This window comes from Saccharothrix stipae (assembly GCF_054781895.1).
Map to the genome: position 1 here is coordinate 591,629 of NZ_BAAGTN010000001.1, position 14,953 is coordinate 606,581.

Annotated in this window: 11 protein-coding genes; 3 read left to right on the forward strand and 8 right to left on the reverse strand. The window is 72.1% G+C overall.

All coding sequences use genetic code 11. The features are described 5' to 3' along the window. Window positions 1-39 precede the first annotated feature (39 nt). Window positions 40-630, forward strand: coding sequence for a hypothetical protein (locus tag ACYVLT_RS02535; protein WP_461118417.1), 591 nt, complete (start codon window positions 40-42; stop codon window positions 628-630). Between the two features lie 31 nt (window positions 631-661). On the opposite strand, the gene ACYVLT_RS02540 is transcribed toward ACYVLT_RS02535, so the two are convergent. Both ACYVLT_RS02540 and ACYVLT_RS02545 read right to left on the reverse strand, forming a co-directional pair. Further along, complete coding sequence (locus tag ACYVLT_RS02540; protein WP_461118418.1) at window positions 662-1,231, reverse strand: dihydrofolate reductase family protein; 570 nt, start codon at window positions 1,229-1,231, stop codon at window positions 662-664. Continuing rightward, window positions 1,228-1,620 (reverse strand): MerR family transcriptional regulator, encoded by a 393-nt coding sequence (locus ACYVLT_RS02545; RefSeq protein ID WP_461118419.1) that lies wholly within the window; start codon window positions 1,618-1,620, stop codon window positions 1,228-1,230. The genes ACYVLT_RS02540 and ACYVLT_RS02545 overlap by 4 nt, the downstream gene beginning before the upstream one ends. Before the next feature lie 85 nt (window positions 1,621-1,705). Here ACYVLT_RS02545 and ACYVLT_RS02550 point away from each other — a divergent pair, with 85 nt between their 5' ends. Beyond that, on the forward strand, window positions 1,706-2,569 hold the full coding sequence (locus tag ACYVLT_RS02550) for an NAD(P)-dependent oxidoreductase (protein WP_461118420.1): 864 nt from the start codon (window positions 1,706-1,708) through the stop codon (window positions 2,567-2,569). Window positions 2,570-2,848: 279 nt separating this feature from the next. Here the strand turns inward: ACYVLT_RS02550 and ACYVLT_RS02555 are convergent, their stop codons facing one another. The 6 genes from ACYVLT_RS02555 to ACYVLT_RS02580 all read right to left on the reverse strand — a co-directional run bounded on the left by ACYVLT_RS02555 (window position 2,849) and on the right by ACYVLT_RS02580 (window position 14,275). Beyond that, window positions 2,849-6,829, reverse strand: coding sequence for a hypothetical protein (locus ACYVLT_RS02555; protein ID WP_461118421.1), 3,981 nt, complete (start codon window positions 6,827-6,829; stop codon window positions 2,849-2,851). A gap of 12 nt (window positions 6,830-6,841) precedes the next feature. Further along, a complete protein-coding gene (locus ACYVLT_RS02560; RefSeq protein ID WP_461118422.1) occupies window positions 6,842-7,390 on the reverse strand; it encodes a hypothetical protein in 549 nt (182 codons plus the stop codon). Between the two features lie 248 nt (window positions 7,391-7,638). After that, a complete protein-coding gene (locus ACYVLT_RS02565) occupies window positions 7,639-11,445 on the reverse strand; it encodes an NACHT and WD repeat domain-containing protein (protein WP_461118423.1) in 3,807 nt (1,268 codons plus the stop codon). Further along, on the reverse strand, window positions 11,417-11,854 hold the full coding sequence (locus tag ACYVLT_RS02570) for a hypothetical protein (RefSeq protein WP_461118424.1): 438 nt from the start codon (window positions 11,852-11,854) through the stop codon (window positions 11,417-11,419). Before ACYVLT_RS02570 ends, ACYVLT_RS02565 begins: the two co-directional genes overlap by 29 nt. A gap of 134 nt (window positions 11,855-11,988) precedes the next feature. Then, window positions 11,989-13,251: a glycosyltransferase family 39 protein gene (locus tag ACYVLT_RS02575; RefSeq protein WP_461118425.1), complete on the reverse strand. Its 1,263-nt coding sequence runs from the start codon at window positions 13,249-13,251 to the stop codon at window positions 11,989-11,991. A gap of 214 nt (window positions 13,252-13,465) precedes the next feature. Next, the gene (locus ACYVLT_RS02580; protein WP_461118426.1) at window positions 13,466-14,275 is read right to left on the reverse strand and encodes a phosphotransferase family protein; all 810 of its coding nucleotides are present in this window, start codon (window positions 14,273-14,275) and stop codon (window positions 13,466-13,468) included. 95 nt (window positions 14,276-14,370) lie between these two features. Here ACYVLT_RS02580 and ACYVLT_RS02585 point away from each other — a divergent pair, with 95 nt between their 5' ends. Next, a complete protein-coding gene (locus ACYVLT_RS02585) occupies window positions 14,371-14,937 on the forward strand; it encodes a DUF402 domain-containing protein (protein ID WP_461118427.1) in 567 nt (188 codons plus the stop codon). The last annotated feature ends 16 nt before the right edge of the window (window positions 14,938-14,953 follow it).

Consider the following 14,953-nt stretch of genomic DNA (forward strand, 5'->3'; position numbering starts at 1 on the left):
GTGGTAGCGGCGAACGTCCCTGCACGACAAGGATTCCACGTGACGAGTACAGGCGGAAGGCCGCACGCGTCACGGAAAAGGGGATCCGAGCACCTCGACCGCTTTCGGGAGACCCGGCACCGCAGTACCTGTTCGAGCCGGTCGCCGACAACCCCGACTGGTGCCTACGAGTACGACGAGGCGGACGCCTCCCTGCTGTGCCACGTCGCGCCGCCCGGACCGCCGATCGACCCGGTCGCGGCCGAGGCGTGGCTCAAGGCCAACTACGCGACCACCCGGGCGAAGGCCGTCAACCTCATCAAGGGCAACACGGCCGTGGACAAGAGCGCCGCGTGGCGCATGTTCGACAACTGGAACGCCGCCTACCCGGACCAGTGGATCCGCTACGAGGAAGTCGACCTGCTCCCGGCGAACCGGCCGCTGGCCCAGCCCGGCGGCGTCCAGCACGACCAGCCGGCACCGGTCGTCACGGTGACGCGCAACCCCCAGCAAGTCCTACCGGCTCGCGCGGGCGAACAACCGCCGGTGGTTCCCGCAGGCCGGCATGTCCAACCACCTGATCTTCCACGACTTCGACCCGGGCGCGCGCGACGGGATCACGTACACCCGCGGGGCAAGGGCATGGTGTGACGGGCGGGAACCCGTGCGGATCCGGCCGCGCCTACTTCCGCACGCGGAAGCGGAGCATCGTGACGGCACCTGCCTGCCTGTTGTCGAAAGGCTCCAGCTCGATCCGGTCGAGGCCCCCGGGTGAGAAGCGGACGCCGTCGCCGAGCAGCACCGGCAGGACGTAGACCAGGACCTCGTCGACGAGCCCGTGCCGCAGGCACTGGGTGGCCAGGTCGGCGCCGAGGATCTCCAGGTCCTTGCCGCCCGCGGCGCGGCGTGCGGTGGCCACGGCTTCCTCCAGTCCACAGCTGAGGAACGTGACGGTGGGGTCCGGCTCGTCGGGCGGCTCGTGGGTGAGGACGAACAGCGCTCCCCCGTCGTAGGCGGTGGCCTGTTCGGCGTGGTCGGCCTGTTGGGCCTGTTCGGCCATGCGCTTGCCGACCTCGTAGGTGCGCCGGCCGATGAGCATCGCCCCCGTGGCCGCCATGACCTCGGGGAACACGTCCGAGGTCACGTACTCGGCGATCCAGTCCATCGCGTGGCCGGGACCGGCGATGAAGCCGTCCAGCGACATCGCCCTGTTCACGACCACCTTGCCGGTGCCGGTGTCCACGTCACTCATGCGTCTTCTCCTCGGATCCCGGAAGCACGGGGCCGGATCCGCTGCTTCGTCGCAAGCAAGTATTCCCGCAACGTCTCACGGGACTGGGCGAGCGTATCGATGCGCTCGTCCAGCTCGGCGATGCGCGCCCGCAGCAGGTCCAGGGTTTCCGGACAGGGTTTCAGGTCCGGCGCCGGGCCGGTGGCACACGGTTGGAGGTAGCCGATCTCCTGGGTCGACAGGCCGGCGTCGAGCAGCTTCCTGATCTGGGCCACGGTCAGCACGGCGTCGTCGCCGTACTCGCGGTAGCCGTTGCCACCGCGGTCGGGGACCAGCAGGCCCTGCGCCTCGTAGTACCGCAGTTGGTGCGGGTTCACCCCGGTCCGCCGACTCAGCTCCCCGATCAGCACGCGAATCCCCCTTGACCTTCATACCGGTGTGAACGTTGACGATTGTGCCACCGATCGACGATCAACGATCAAGAAGAGGGAGCACATGGTGCACACCGGCACACCCGTCACCGTTCTGGGTCTCGGACTGATGGGCGGCACCGTCGCCGGGGCGTTCCTGCGCGCGGGACACCCGACGACCGTGTGGAACCGCACGACCGCGAAGGCGGACGACCTCGTGGCCCGCGGCGCGACGCTCGCGGGGTCTCCGTCGGCCGCGATCGCGGCGTCCCCGCTCGTGGTGGTCTGCGTGAAGGACTACGACGCCGTGGCGGAGGTCCTCGACGGACCGCTCGACGGCCGGGTCGTGGTGAACCTGACCTCGGGCTCGCCGACGCGTGCCAGGGCGCTCGCGGCAGAGGTGGCGCGCCGCGGCGGCGGCTACCTCGACGGCGGGGTCATGGCCGTTCCGGATGCCGTCGGCACGTCCGACGCCGTGCTCGCCTACAGCGGGCCGCGACCGTTGTACGACGCCCACCGGTCCACGCTGGACAGCCTCGGCACGGGTATGCACCTCGGCGACGACCCCGGCCTGTCGGCCACGCACGAGATGGCCACGCTCGTCCTCATGTGGGCGATGCTCGACGGTTTCCTCAACGGCGCCGCGATCCTCGGCACGGCCGGTGTGTCCGCCACGGCGTACCTGCCGATCGCGCGGACGGCGGTCGACATGGTGGCCGGTTGGCTGCCGGGTTACGCGCGGCAGGTCGACAGCGGCACCTACCCGGCCGACGACGGCACCATCGACATCCACCTGGTGGCGATGGCGCACGTCGTCGAGGAGAGCGAGTCGCTCGGTGTCAACGCGGAGCTGCCGAGGCTGGTCAAGGCACTGGCCGAGCGGGCGGCGGCGGCCGGTCACGGCGCCGGCGGGTACGTCGCGCTGGTGGAGCAGTTCCGCACCCCCTGAGCCACGCGGTGGTGACCGGCCGGGGAAGGGCCGCGGGGCAGCGTCCGGGCACTCAGGAATCGGTGGAGCGTTCCTCCAGGTCGGTCCCGGGACCGGGAGCCGGTCGCGACCGGTCGGTCACCCCCGCCGACCGCGCGGTCCAGTCCTTCCCCAGCCGCGTGCGGCGTGGGTTGGCGACCGTTCGTCCGGTGTCCGTCTCGTGCATGGGGTCCTCCTGGTGAAGTCGCACGCGCACCCGTTGGGTACCGGCGACCGGCACAGGTCAAACGATGAGGTGGGTCACCCGGCGGGCTCGGGCGAGGAGAACTCGTCCGGCAGGCTGATCGAGAGGGCGCCGAGCGATCCGCACACCACCGCGGTGTCCGGGTCGGCGGCATCCACGGTGACCCCGAACAGGCGGTTGCTCGTGTCGAAGGCCGACCGGGCGCCGTCACGCAGGCTCGTGACCTCCAGCGCTCCGGACTGGCCGACGGTCAGCAGGCGCGAGCCGCGTTCGTCGAGCCACATGTCCGAGACGGCTCCGGCACGCAGCGGGAGCCACGCGCCGGGGGTCAGGGTGTCCCGGTCGAGGTGCCACACGCGAACCCCGCTGCACGACCCGGCGTAGACCAGCGACCGGTCACCGACGGCACGGGAGGCCAGCACCATCGCCGGGCGGTACAGACCGCCCTTGCGCTCGGTCCACTCCGGGTCGGGCGGGTTCCCGGCCAGCTGCCAGCTGCGTTCGGCCATCCACCTGCTGATGTCCGCCCTCAGCAGGAGGTTGTCCGCGGCCCGGCGGCGGTCCTCCGGCGACCACTCGGACTCGTCCTCGGGCAGATCGGGTTCCTCGGGTTCGCGATCGTCGTCGAGCACCCCGCCCGGGTCCACGAACGCCTCGCCGACCTGCCGCCCCGTCCGCAGGTCCCACAACCGGATCGCGCCGTCGGCCCCACCGGACAGCAGCCGGGGGCGGTCACGCCCGAGCGCCGACTTCCGCGTGGGCGGGAACAGCAGGGACTGGACGGTCCCCAGGTGGCCGGTCAGCGTCATGACGCAGTGCCCGTCGGCCACGTCCCACAGCCGGATCGTGTGGTCCCCGCTCCCGGTGGCGAGCACCGGTCGACCGCCGATGTGGCCGAACGCGAGCCCGGGAACGTAGTCGGTGTGCCCTGCCAGGACACGCCGACGCGACCACGCACCGTGCTGGTCGACGGAGAGGAGCACGACGGTGTGGTCGCGACCTCCCGCCGCGACCGACAACCCGTCCTCGTCCGGCACGACCGCCAACGCGTGCACGCCCTTCTGCCCGGTGTGCAGCGTCTCCCCCAGTTGTTGCCCCGTGACCGGGTCGAGCAGCCGCACGCCGCTGTCGAGGTCCGCCGTGACGACCACCGAACGGCCGCCGACGGTCGCGGACACGATCGCGTGCAGGTCGTGCGACTCCTCGTCGGCAGGTGCGGTGGACGACAGCAGGTCCGGGACCGGCCAGACGTTCACCACCCCGTCGTGACCGCAGCTCACCACCGCCGGGGCGGCGCGGAACCGGTCGACGGCGACCGTCGTGACCCGCGAGTCGTGCGCTCTCGACACGCTCGCCAGCAGCCGGAGGTCTTCGAGCGAGTACAGGTGCAGGTCGTCGCCACCCACCGCGAGGACGCCGTCGGGCAGCACGGCGAGCGCGGTCGCGTTGTCGCCGCCGACGTCGATCGGCTCCCCGAGCGGGCGGCCGTCGTCGGCGGCCCAGAGCCGAACGGTGCTGTCCTCCCCCGCGGTGACGACGGCGAGGGTGTCGGCCACGGTGGCGAAGACCAGGGCGTTGATGCCGAGGGGCACTTCGCCGTCGTCCAGCTCCAGCTGGTGCATCGGCTCCCGCCCGTACCAGGCGGGGCGGTCGCCGAGGTGGAGCACGGTGACCCGTCCGCAGTTGTCACCGACCGCGATCACGGTGCCGTGGGCGCCGTCGGTCATCGCGATGGTCGTCGGCCAGCCGAAGTCGAACGGGGTGATCTCCAGGATCAACTCGCCCGTCGCGAGGTCCCACACGTGGACGACGCCTCGGATGTCGCCCGCGGCGACGAGGGAACGTCCGCCGACCTCGGCCGCCGCCACCGCCATGATCTCGTCGGGGACGTCCAGCACCACGGGTGGCGCGGTGGCCCGCCCGGCGAACACCAGCATGGTGGGCACGGTGGAACCCGACCGGCCCCACAGCGGCAGGGTGACCGGCTCGGCCGTCCTCGGGTCCCAGACGTGGACCTGGCCGTCCTCGCGGCCGAACACGGCGACGGTCCGGCCGCCCGCGCTGCCCAGGCCGACCGCGCTGCACGGACCGACGGCCGTGGCGAAGTCGAACTCCGTCGCCACCAGGCCGGTGCTGCGGTTGACGATGCGCACCACACCCCGGTGGTCGACCATCACGATCTCGTCCAGCTCCGGGTCGATCGACATCGCCCTCGCGTGGGAGCCGAACCGGCCGATCCGGTGGTGCGGCCGCCACTGCCAGGAGCGCAGCCACCGCACCGCGAAGTCGGGGCGCACCGGAAGGGCCGCGATGGCGTCGACGAGGAAGCCGACCCGCTGCTGCCGGGCGACGTAGCCCAGGTAGCTCACCCGTTCGAGGGGCGGGCCACCGGCGAACCGGCGGGCCGCGGACTCGTACACCCACCCGGCGGCGCGTGCGTCGGGCTGCCGCAACGCGGGCAGTTCCCGCAGCAGGATGTCGGGATCGGCGGCGGCCAGGAAGCCCGCGTCCACCGCGAGCTCGTCCAACCGCCCCGCGCTCGCGGCGTGCACCGCCAGGTGACGGCACGTGTAGGGGTCGGCGCCCAACCACCCGGTCGCGTCGTGGCGTTGCACGGCGGTGCCGGTGATCCGGTCGTGCCAGTACGCGGGGTCGACCCTCAGCTCGGGATCGGTCCGCGCGGCGAGCAGGAAGTCGCGGAAGCTGGTGTGGTAGAGCTGGTAGCCGTCCCCCACCTGGTCGAGGAACTGGGTCAGCCCGGTCGCCGCCTCGACGACGAAGCGCTCGTCCACCGGGAGCGCGACGAGGCGGGCCGCCGCGACCGGTGTCAGCGGTTCCTGGGCGACGGCCAGCACCGCCAGCAGGGGTTGGTAGAGCGCGGTCCACGCGGCGGACCGCTGCGGCCGTGGTCCGACGAGGTCGACCACGCGGTGCCGCACGCCGTCGCGCACCAGCCGGATGAAGAACGCGTACAGGTCGTCGAGCTCGGCGGGCAGGTTGTCGAGGCGGGCGAGCGAGGCGAGCTCTTCGCGTTCGCCGCGCCGCACGGCGTCGATCACCGCCCGCACCACGGCGCTCGCGTACTGGAAGTTCCCGCTCGCGCGGGCGGCCACCGCCTCCCAGAACCGCTCGGGGACCGCGCCCGCCTCGCGCAGCGCGGCGTCGAGCGCGGGCTCCGCGGTCGCGACGTGGCTGGTGTAGTGGTGGACGTCGGCGCGCACCTCGTCCGCGTCGGCGTCGATGACCACCTCTCGCAGCCACGGTTGCTGGGCGCCGCGGAACCGGGCCAGCAGGTCGTCGTCGGGTCGGGCGCTGACGACGACGCGCACGTTGGGCGGCAGTTCGGGGCAGGTCGCGAGCCAGTCCAGCACGTTCGCGGGGCGGTACTGCTGGTCGGGCTGGAAGCGCAACTCGTCCACCGCGTCGACCACGACCACGACCCGTGCCGCCGGGTCGACCTCGTCGAGTGCGATCGCGGGCGCTATCAGGGCGAGGTGCTGGAGGTTCTCCGGCTCGATCAGGCGCGGGTCGCCGACGAGCCGGCCCGCGTCCACCGCGATCATCTCGCCCTGCACGACGTCCGCCCGCTGGCGCACGGTGGCCGACGTGCGGGCGAACGGCGAGACCACCAGGTCCTCGACCCGCAGGCCGATCACCCGGCCACCGGGGTGCACCTGGCCCGCCTGTTGCTCGACCACCAGCCGCAGCAGGTCCGGTTCGAACGCCTCGGGGCGCAGCACCGCGAACTGGTGGCCGATGGTGAGCAGGAACGACTGCACGTCGCCGGACGAGGCGACGGACTTGCTGTCCCTGCGGATGAAGTAGCGCAGCACGTCCGGCACCCGGTCGGCCAGCCACGCGGCGAACGACGACTTCCCGCTGCCCGGTTCGCCGGTCAGCAGCAGGAACCGGCAACCGGGGTCGTCCAGCGCGGTCGTCACCTGCTCGGCGAGCCAGGGTCGCTCGACGAACAGCCGGTCCAGGTGCGAGTCGATCAGGGGACGCGCGAACAGGTCCCCGACGGTCGAGTTCGGCATGGGCGGTCCGGGTCAGTCGCCGATGCGGTCGGCGTCGACGCCGACGACCTCGCCGGTCGGACCGACCTCTCGAACCTGGTTGCGCACCACCACGTCCGCGCCCCCGATCGTCCTGGCGCGCACGGCCGCGACGTAGCCGTCGACGCGTTCGGCCTCGATGCCGACCTGGACCGCCGTGCCCGAGGGCTCCCGCTGCTCGCCGCGGAAGGTGATCCGCCGGCCGTACACCAGTTCCAGCAGTCGCCGCACCGCCTCGACGCGCTCGACCAGCGCGCGGTCGGCCGGGTCGACGTCGGCGAGGTCGTGCGCGTAGCGGCCCAGCTGGTCGTAGAGCGCCTCGAACTCGTCGAGCCTGGCCTCCAGGACGTCGTCGTCGACCTCGGAGGTGTCCAGCGGCCCGTCCAGGACCGGGGCCTCGGCTCGGGGCTCGGTGTCGACCGGCCGGCCCGCCTTGCGATCGCGGCGCCGCTTGAGCAGCTCGGTGACCTGGTTGTAGAGGAACTTGACCCCCTCGCCCAGCGCGACGGCGCCGAGGGCGCTGAGGGAGAACGGGTCGGCCATCGGCGGGCTCCTGGTTCGCTCGGCGACCTGCGGCCCACCGATTCTGGTCCGACCGTGGTAACGCCGGTAGCGATTCCGCGCGATCCGCCCGAACGGGCGAACGTCTCGCTCAAGCGTGCACAGTCCGCACGTGAGCAAGGTTCGAGTCCTGGCGACGACCGGACCGGGTCGCCGCGCCGTACCGTTCCGACACCGCCCCGACTACAGTCCATTGTGGACCAAGCTGTGCTCCCGAACGCCAACCTGACCTACGAGTCCGCGCAGGTCCGTTCGAACGGCACGCCGGGCACAAGCCGTGACCAGTCCTCGCGTGACACGTCGTCGCCCGCGATCTCGCACGCGCGGCCCACGAAGTCGTCCACCGTGCGGGTGAGGTCCTCAAGCGGCCAGGCGCCGATGTTGCCGTCCGCGCCGGTGGTGATCGCCGTGGTGCCGTCGGGGCTGAAGGCGATGCCCATGACCTCGTTGCCGTGCTGCGCCGCCGCGATGAGCTTGACCGGGTGCTCCCGGTCGGTGAGGTCCCACAGCACCAACCGCCGGTCGTCGCCCACCGTGCCCACCAACCGGCCGCCGGGCGCGAAGGCGACCGCGTTCACCGGGCCGTCGTGTCCTCCGGTCAAGCGTGGCAGCGGCTTCGGGTGCGCGCGGTCGGTGAGGTCCCACAGGGCGGTGGTGCCATCCTGGAGGGTGACGGCGAGCGTGCGCCCGTCATCGCTGAAGGCGACGTCCACGACCTGCCTCAGGGCGGGGGCCACGTCGGCCAGCTCACGGGGGTGTGCCGGGTCGGTGAGATCCCACAGGGCACTCGCGCCGTTCACCACGATGGTGTCGCCGTCCGGGCTGATCGCCGTGACGGACGCGTGGTCGGGCAGCGTGGCGACCCTCTTCGGTGCGGTGGGGGCGCGCACGTCCCACACCTCGTTCCCGGTGACGAGGACGTCGCCGTTCCCGCTCAGCGCGATGCCCCGGTAGATCGTCCGGTCGTCGTTGAGCTCGGCCAGCGCGCGCGGCCTGCCGGGGTCGGACACGTCCCACAGCGTCGCCGTGCCCAGGGTGCCGCTCGGGCTCAGGTCCCGCGTGGCGAGCAGGTCGGCGTCATCGGAGAACGCCAGCTCCTGCACCCCGTACCTGTTCATCACGACCGAGGTCTGCCCGGAGTGGGTGGCGAGCGGAACCTCGAACGACGAGACCTGGCGGGGTTCGCGCGGGTCGGCCGCGTCCCACAGCAGCACCTGGCTGCCGGTGTCGGCGGTGGCCATGAGTTCGCCGTTCCGGCTCAACGCCACCGCGTTGAGCCCGACGTCGCCGTGGCCGTGGGCCACCTGCCGCACGCCGAGCTCGGTCGGGTTGCCGACCCGCCACAGGATCGCGCTGCGGTCGACTCCGCCGGTGGCCAGGGTGTACTGGTCGGGGTTGAAGGCGACCGCGTACAGCCCGGCCTTGTGCCCCTTGAGCGTCGACCACCTGGCGGCGCGAGTGCGGTCGGACAGGTTCCACACGACCGCGGTGTGGTCGAGGCTCGCGGTGGCCAGGAGATCGGCGGTCGGGTGGAAGGCCAGCCCCAGGACCCGTTCGCCGTGCTCGGCCGTGGTGGCCAGGTGGACGGGCTGCTCGGGTCGGCTGACGTCCCACACCGACACGGTGTTGCCGTTGGCGGCGGCGACGGTGGCCGAGTGCGGGCTGAAGGCGACCTCGGGGCTGTCCACGCCGGGGCCCGGCACGTCGAACCGCTTGATCTTCACCGGTTGCGCGGGCCTGCTCACGTTCCACAGCGTCGCGCTCCGGCCGGGCGGTTCGGCGGTGACCAACACCTGGCCGTCGCCGCTCAGGGCGATCGACTTGGCACCGGTGTCCTGCGTCTCCGCCAGCCGCCGGGGCGCGCCCGGGTCGGAGATGTCCCACACCGACATGCCGAAGGAACCCGCGCCGGAGCCGTTGGTGTACGCGGTGCGCCCACCGGGCGCGAAGACGAAGGACGACTTGTAGAACGGGGTGCCGAGCCGGTCTTCGAAAACCCGCCAGGTGGACGGCGGCCCCGCCCTGGTCCCGTCGATCCGCCACAGGGCGGCCGTCCCGTCGTCGGTGATCGCGCCGAGCAGCGTGCCGTCGTCGCTGAACCGGACCGATTCCACGTCGTTGGTCAAGGTCCTGAGCGTTTCGATTCTGGTCCGGTCCGGCACGTTCCACAGCGTGATCGCGTGGCCGCTCGCGACCGCCATCATGCTGCCGTCGTGGTTGTAGGCCAGTGCCCGCACGGTGCCGTCGGGACCGGTCATCGCGCCGGTGTACCGGCTCTGCGTCAAGAGGCCGAGCAGGCTTTCCCTCGTTCGGGGCGTCGGCGCAAGCCGGTGGGCCGCCAGGGCGAGCCGCAGCGCGGTCGGCGGGTCGCTCTCGCGCAACGCGTTCGCCTGGCCCACCAGCCCGCTCGCGACCGCCGCGCGGGCCTGCTGCCGCGCGTCCAGGGACTGCCGGTAGGCGAGGCCGCCCAGGGCGGACGCGGTCAGGAGCAGGATCGCGAGCAGGGCGATGAGCTGCCGCAACCTGCGCACGCTCCGCAGCTGGGTTCGGCCGCTGGCGGTGATGAACTCGCGTTCGAGCTCGGTGAGCGGGCGGGCCGGGTCGGCGGCCACGACGTTGGCGTCGGCGAGGAGCCTGCCCCGGTACAGCGCGCCGGGATCGCGTTCCGTGCGCTCCCACGTGGTCGCCGCCTCGGCCAGCCGCTGGTGCACCAACAACCCGGCGCGGTCCTCGTCGATCCACCGGCGCAGCGCGGGCCACGCGCGGACCAGCGCCTCGTGCGTGATCTCGACGGTGTCTTCCCGCTGGGTGAGCAGGCGTGCGGCGGTGAAGGCAGCCAGCACGGCCGACGCCGCGTCCGGGTCGCCACCGGCTTCGAGCAGTTCCGCACGGGGGAAGCGACGCCGGGTGTCCTCCGTGCCGTCGCCGATGCTCACCAGCCGCGGGAACAACAACCTGGTCAGGTGTCGGCCGGTCGCGTCCAAGCTTGAGTGGACCCGGTCGGCGGTGCGGGCGACGGCGCCCTCGATGCCGCCCGTGGCCCGGTAGCCCGCGACGGTCAGCGCGTCGCCCTCGCGCCGCTGCCAGGTCGCCCGCAGGGCGTGCGCCAACAGCGGGAGCCTGCCCGCGTCGTAACCGGCCGCGTCACCGGCGGCGCCGAGGTCGTTCAGCAGGAGTTCCACCAGGCCCGGCTCGACGGTCAGGCCCACGTCCTGGGCGGGGTAGAGGACGGCTTCGCGCAGCTCGACCTCCGACATCGGACCGATGACCAGCGGGCTGTCCCGCAACGCGGCCCTCAGCACCGGGTCGTTGGCGCACGAGGCGTAGAAGTCGGCGCGCACGCCCACCACGACCAACGCCGGCGGGCTCACGTGGGCCAACCGGTCGAGCACCTCGGTGAAGGCGCGCCGCCGTTCCTCGTCGGGGCAGAGGGTGAACAGCTCTTCGAGCTGGTCCACCACGACGACCGCGGGCCCGTCCCCGCCGGCCTCGACGATGGCGTCGACGCACCGCGCCGGGTCGGCGGCCAGTGCCTCGACCGTGACGCCGGGCCGGTCGCCCAGCAACGGCACGACCTGCTCCGCGAGCGCGGTCAACGGATCGGCGGTGGGGGTGAACAGCAGCTGCGGCCACGTGCCCGATCCCGGCAACGACGACCGCTTGAGCCGGGGCAGCAGACCGGCGCGCAGCAACGACGACTTGCCCGCGCCGGACGGCGCCACCACCACCTGCACTCCCCCGGCGCGCTGCCGGTGGTCCACCAGCTCGACCAGCTCCGCGGTGAGCGCGTCGCGCCCGAAGAACCACCGCGCGTGCTCGGGGCCGAACGCGGCGAGGCCCGGGTACGGGCACTCCCCGTCGGTCGAGCCCGGCTCCGTGCGCCGGGTGCCGTGCACGCCCGCGCCGTAGTAGTTGTGCTGGTGGCCGCCGACCTGGACCACCCTGGCGTCCCCCGAGGCGATCGCCTCCAGGTGGACGGACTTCCCGGGTGCCGGCTCGGCGTCCTGGTCATCGGCCTTCATTGATGTGCTGGTCACCACCCGCCTGGTAGATCCGGGCGTCGTCCGAGGCCGTCGCCCGCATCGTGATCGTCGTGCGGCCCGGCGCGCTCTCGTCCAGGGCGGGGGTCAGGGTGTCGTCGAGCAGCCTGCGCAGCTCGGGCACCAGCGCGGGTTCGGCGGCCAGCAGCCTGCTCAGCCGCGCCTGCCACGCGCCCACCAGCTCGCGCTCGGCCTCGTCGTCCTCCGCCTGGCGCGCGGCGATCGCGCTCACCCGGGTCTCGGCGATCTCGACGTCGATCACGTCCACGGCCTCGGCGTCGGTCGAACGGGCACGTCGCCACAGCCCGCCGATCGCCGACTTGGCCTTCTGCCACGCCTCGGTCGTCAGCAGCTCGACCATCGTCGCCGCGGCGGCCGCCGCGAGTGCCGCCGTTTCCGGATCCATGCTTCCTCCCCCATCAGCTTGGGCACGCCGCCACCTCTCAGCGTGGCGTGATTCGCGAGCGTGGATGTGACGACCGCTCCAACGACCACTCGGATGGCCTACGGCGGTGGCGAAGCGCCGCGGCGGTCGGTTCGTCACGCCATCCAGCGCCCGACCGCGAAGTACGCCGTGAACAGGCCGAAGAACGCCAGGTTCAACACCATCAGGGCCTGCTGCCAGCGGACCTTCTCGACGGCGAGCAGGGCGTAGGCCACGGCGACGGGGAAGGCGCCGGACATGTGCCGGCCGATCGAGGACAGCGGCTCCACCGGTCCCGCGGACGTGCTGACCGTCAGCAGGAAGATCGCGACCGCGAACAGCAGGTAGTCCGGCGGGAGCCGCCGCCACGTCAACCCGAGCGCGAGCAGCGGCAGGACCAGGAAGAGCAGTTCCCACAACGAGTCCGTGTCGTTGTGCGGGCTGTTCGAGCGGATGACGTTGCCGACCGCCTGGACGATGGGCTCCCACGGCCAACCGGGGCTGCGGTGCCAGTAGTCCTGCTGCCAGCGGGAGAAGGCCAACGGGTCGTCCCACCGCAACCACAGGTAACCCATGTACGCCAGCAGGCCGAGCGGCACGATCGCGGCCGACGCGACGATCTTGAGCTTGGTGCCGAGCCCGTGCCGGGTGAACAGGTCGCGCGGGCCGAAGCGGTGCACCAGGGCCACCACGAAGACGATGACGATCAGCATCCCGTTGGGCCTGGTCAGGGTGGCCAGCGCGCCGAGCACGCCGGCGAGCAGCCAGCGCTCGTGGCGCACGAGCAGGAACACCGCCAGGGTCAGCGGCACGAACAGCGCCTCGGCGTAGCCGGCGGCGAAGGTGACCGAGAACGGGCTGAACGCCAGGAAGAACACCGACCACCGGGCGGTGCGGCGGTCGAACCGTTCGCTGATCAGCTTGTACAGCAGCCACAGGGCCACCAGCGCCAGCACGTTGGCCAGCACGAGACCGACGTAGTAGGCGTGCCAGTAGGTGCGGCCGAACGGGATGGACAACCACCCGAGCAGCTTCGGCCACAGCGGGAAGAAGACGACCGCCTCGGGGAACTCGGTGCGCACCCCGTCCGGCGGCCAGACCACCGGCTGCCGCGGGTCCCAGTAGCCGTGCGAGGCGATCTGGAGGTAGTAGCCGATGTCGAACCGGTGCCACCTCTTGGAGCACTGGCGCAGCTGCGACAGGCACTGGAAGCCACCGGGTTCGGCGACCGCGACGATCGTGATCACCACCATCGCCAGCCTGCTCAGCAGGAAGATCCACAGTGCCTCGAGCCACGCGGCCCACCGGAGTGGGTCCTTCGCGGGCGCGGCGGAGTCCGGCGAGGACGCGGTGGTGCTTGTCGATGCCCCTTCGAGCACGTGACCTTGCTCCTTGTCGACCGGCGACGAGGTCGTTCCGCCGAGCAGCGGACCAGGCCGACCGTCCTATCAGAGCGTGTCGTTGCGACAAACGCACCGCAGGCGCACTTCACCCGTATAGGGCACATATTCCAATCGATTCCGTCGCTTATTTCCGGTGCCGGGGAATGAACTGTTCCGTCCGGAGGGGACTTTTATTCCCACGGGGCCGGCGTCAAGGAGACATCCGCGTCCTGGCGACTTGCTCCAACAGACGGGGTGTGCGAGCGGCGTCGCCGCGCTCGTGCTCCCACTTGGCTGCCGCGAGCCGGCGCAGCAGCACGTAGAACGGGATCAGCTCGTCGAAAGCGACCGCTTCCGCGTTCGTCGGCGCGTATCCCTCCAACACCGCGGGCAGCAAGTTCTCGTCGGCGACCGCGAGCACCGCCAGGTCCATCGCGGGATCGCCGGCGCTGACGTCCTCCAGGTCGATCAGGCCGGCGATCCGGCCGTCGCGCACCAGGAAGTGCGCAGGGCGGCCGTCCAGCAGCGTCAGCGTGCCGCGGCCGGTCATCAGCGGCTGGAGGCGTCGGCACCAAGCCCGAATCTCGTCGCACCGCTGGGCCGGCACGTCGGCGAAGTCCGCCAGCCAGGCCACGATCCAGGCGGTCCAGCCCGTCATCCACGCACCGATCGTGTCCGGCCTGCGCTCGGGCTCGGCGTGCACCCGGCGCAGCAACCGGCCCGCCTCCCGCAACGCCGACGGCGGGCCGGCCGCCGACAGCGGCTCTCCCTCGATCCACCGCAGCACGAGATGGGAGGGGGTGTCATCACGACCGGCGTGGACTTCCGACACCGGCAGGCCCGCCGCCTTGAGCCGGGCGATCGCCGCCCGTTCCCGCCCGAACGCACCCGGCCGCTCGTCTGCCTTCACCGCGAAGTCGCCGACCCGGGCGACCAGCCGGCCGGGACGATCGACGTGGATCGTGACCGGCCCGATCGGCAGACCATGACCGGCCACGACGGCGTCCGGGGCGACGAGCACGCGGTTGATCCTGGGTGAACGGCCGAACCCGCGCCACCGAATTTCCGTGCCCGGCGCGTCGACCACGCTTCCGCCGTGTCGGGTACGAATGGTTCATGGAACGAGTCGAGGTCTGGCGAGGCGCTCACGGCGATCCGGCACCGTTGTTCGGGCCACTGCCCGGGGTCCGCCTCGGTGACACGCTCACCTACGAGTTCCAACTGCCGGACAGCTTCGACCCGTGGCCCGGACGTACGCTGCTGGAGCGCGTGTTCGTGCTGCTCGACCTCGGTGTCAGCATGTCCGTTCCCGCCTGGCGGTCCCGCCGCGGAACCGACCGCGCCCAGACCGGACCGACCACCTGGTACGTGGACCTCGTGCACGTCTCGTCCACCCAGGACTCGATCACCGTCCGCGACCTCTACGCCGACGTCCTGGTGCCCACCGACGGACGCCACCAGCGACTGCTCGACCTCGACGAGTTCGCCGACGCGATCGAAGCCGGGCAACTCGACATCGCCACCGCCATCGACGGCCTCCGGCGCTGGCAGCGCTTCCTGGACCGGCACCTGCACGCCGCCCGCGACCCCAGCGACACGTGGACCGACTTCCCGCCTCGGCGGCTGCACGCCCTGGCGGCGCTCCCCAGCCCACTCGGACCGATCGTCACCGCACCGGGCTGATCGGACCACTACCACC

Excerpts from the sequence above, each read along its gene's own strand:
- ACYVLT_RS02585 (WP_461118427.1), top strand. The coding sequence starts at position 14,371 with ATGGAACGAGTCGAGGTCTGGCGAGGCGCTCACGGCGATCCGGCACCG.
- ACYVLT_RS02540 (WP_461118418.1), bottom strand. The coding sequence starts at position 1,231 with ATGAGTGACGTGGACACCGGCACCGGCAAGGTGGTCGTGAACAGGGCG.
- ACYVLT_RS02550 (WP_461118420.1), top strand. The coding sequence starts at position 1,706 with ATGGTGCACACCGGCACACCCGTCACCGTTCTGGGTCTCGGACTGATG.
- ACYVLT_RS02570 (WP_461118424.1), bottom strand. The coding sequence starts at position 11,854 with ATGGATCCGGAAACGGCGGCACTCGCGGCGGCCGCCGCGGCGACGATG.
- ACYVLT_RS02555 (WP_461118421.1), bottom strand. The coding sequence starts at position 6,829 with ATGCCGAACTCGACCGTCGGGGACCTGTTCGCGCGTCCCCTGATCGAC.
- ACYVLT_RS02560 (WP_461118422.1), bottom strand. The coding sequence starts at position 7,390 with ATGGCCGACCCGTTCTCCCTCAGCGCCCTCGGCGCCGTCGCGCTGGGC.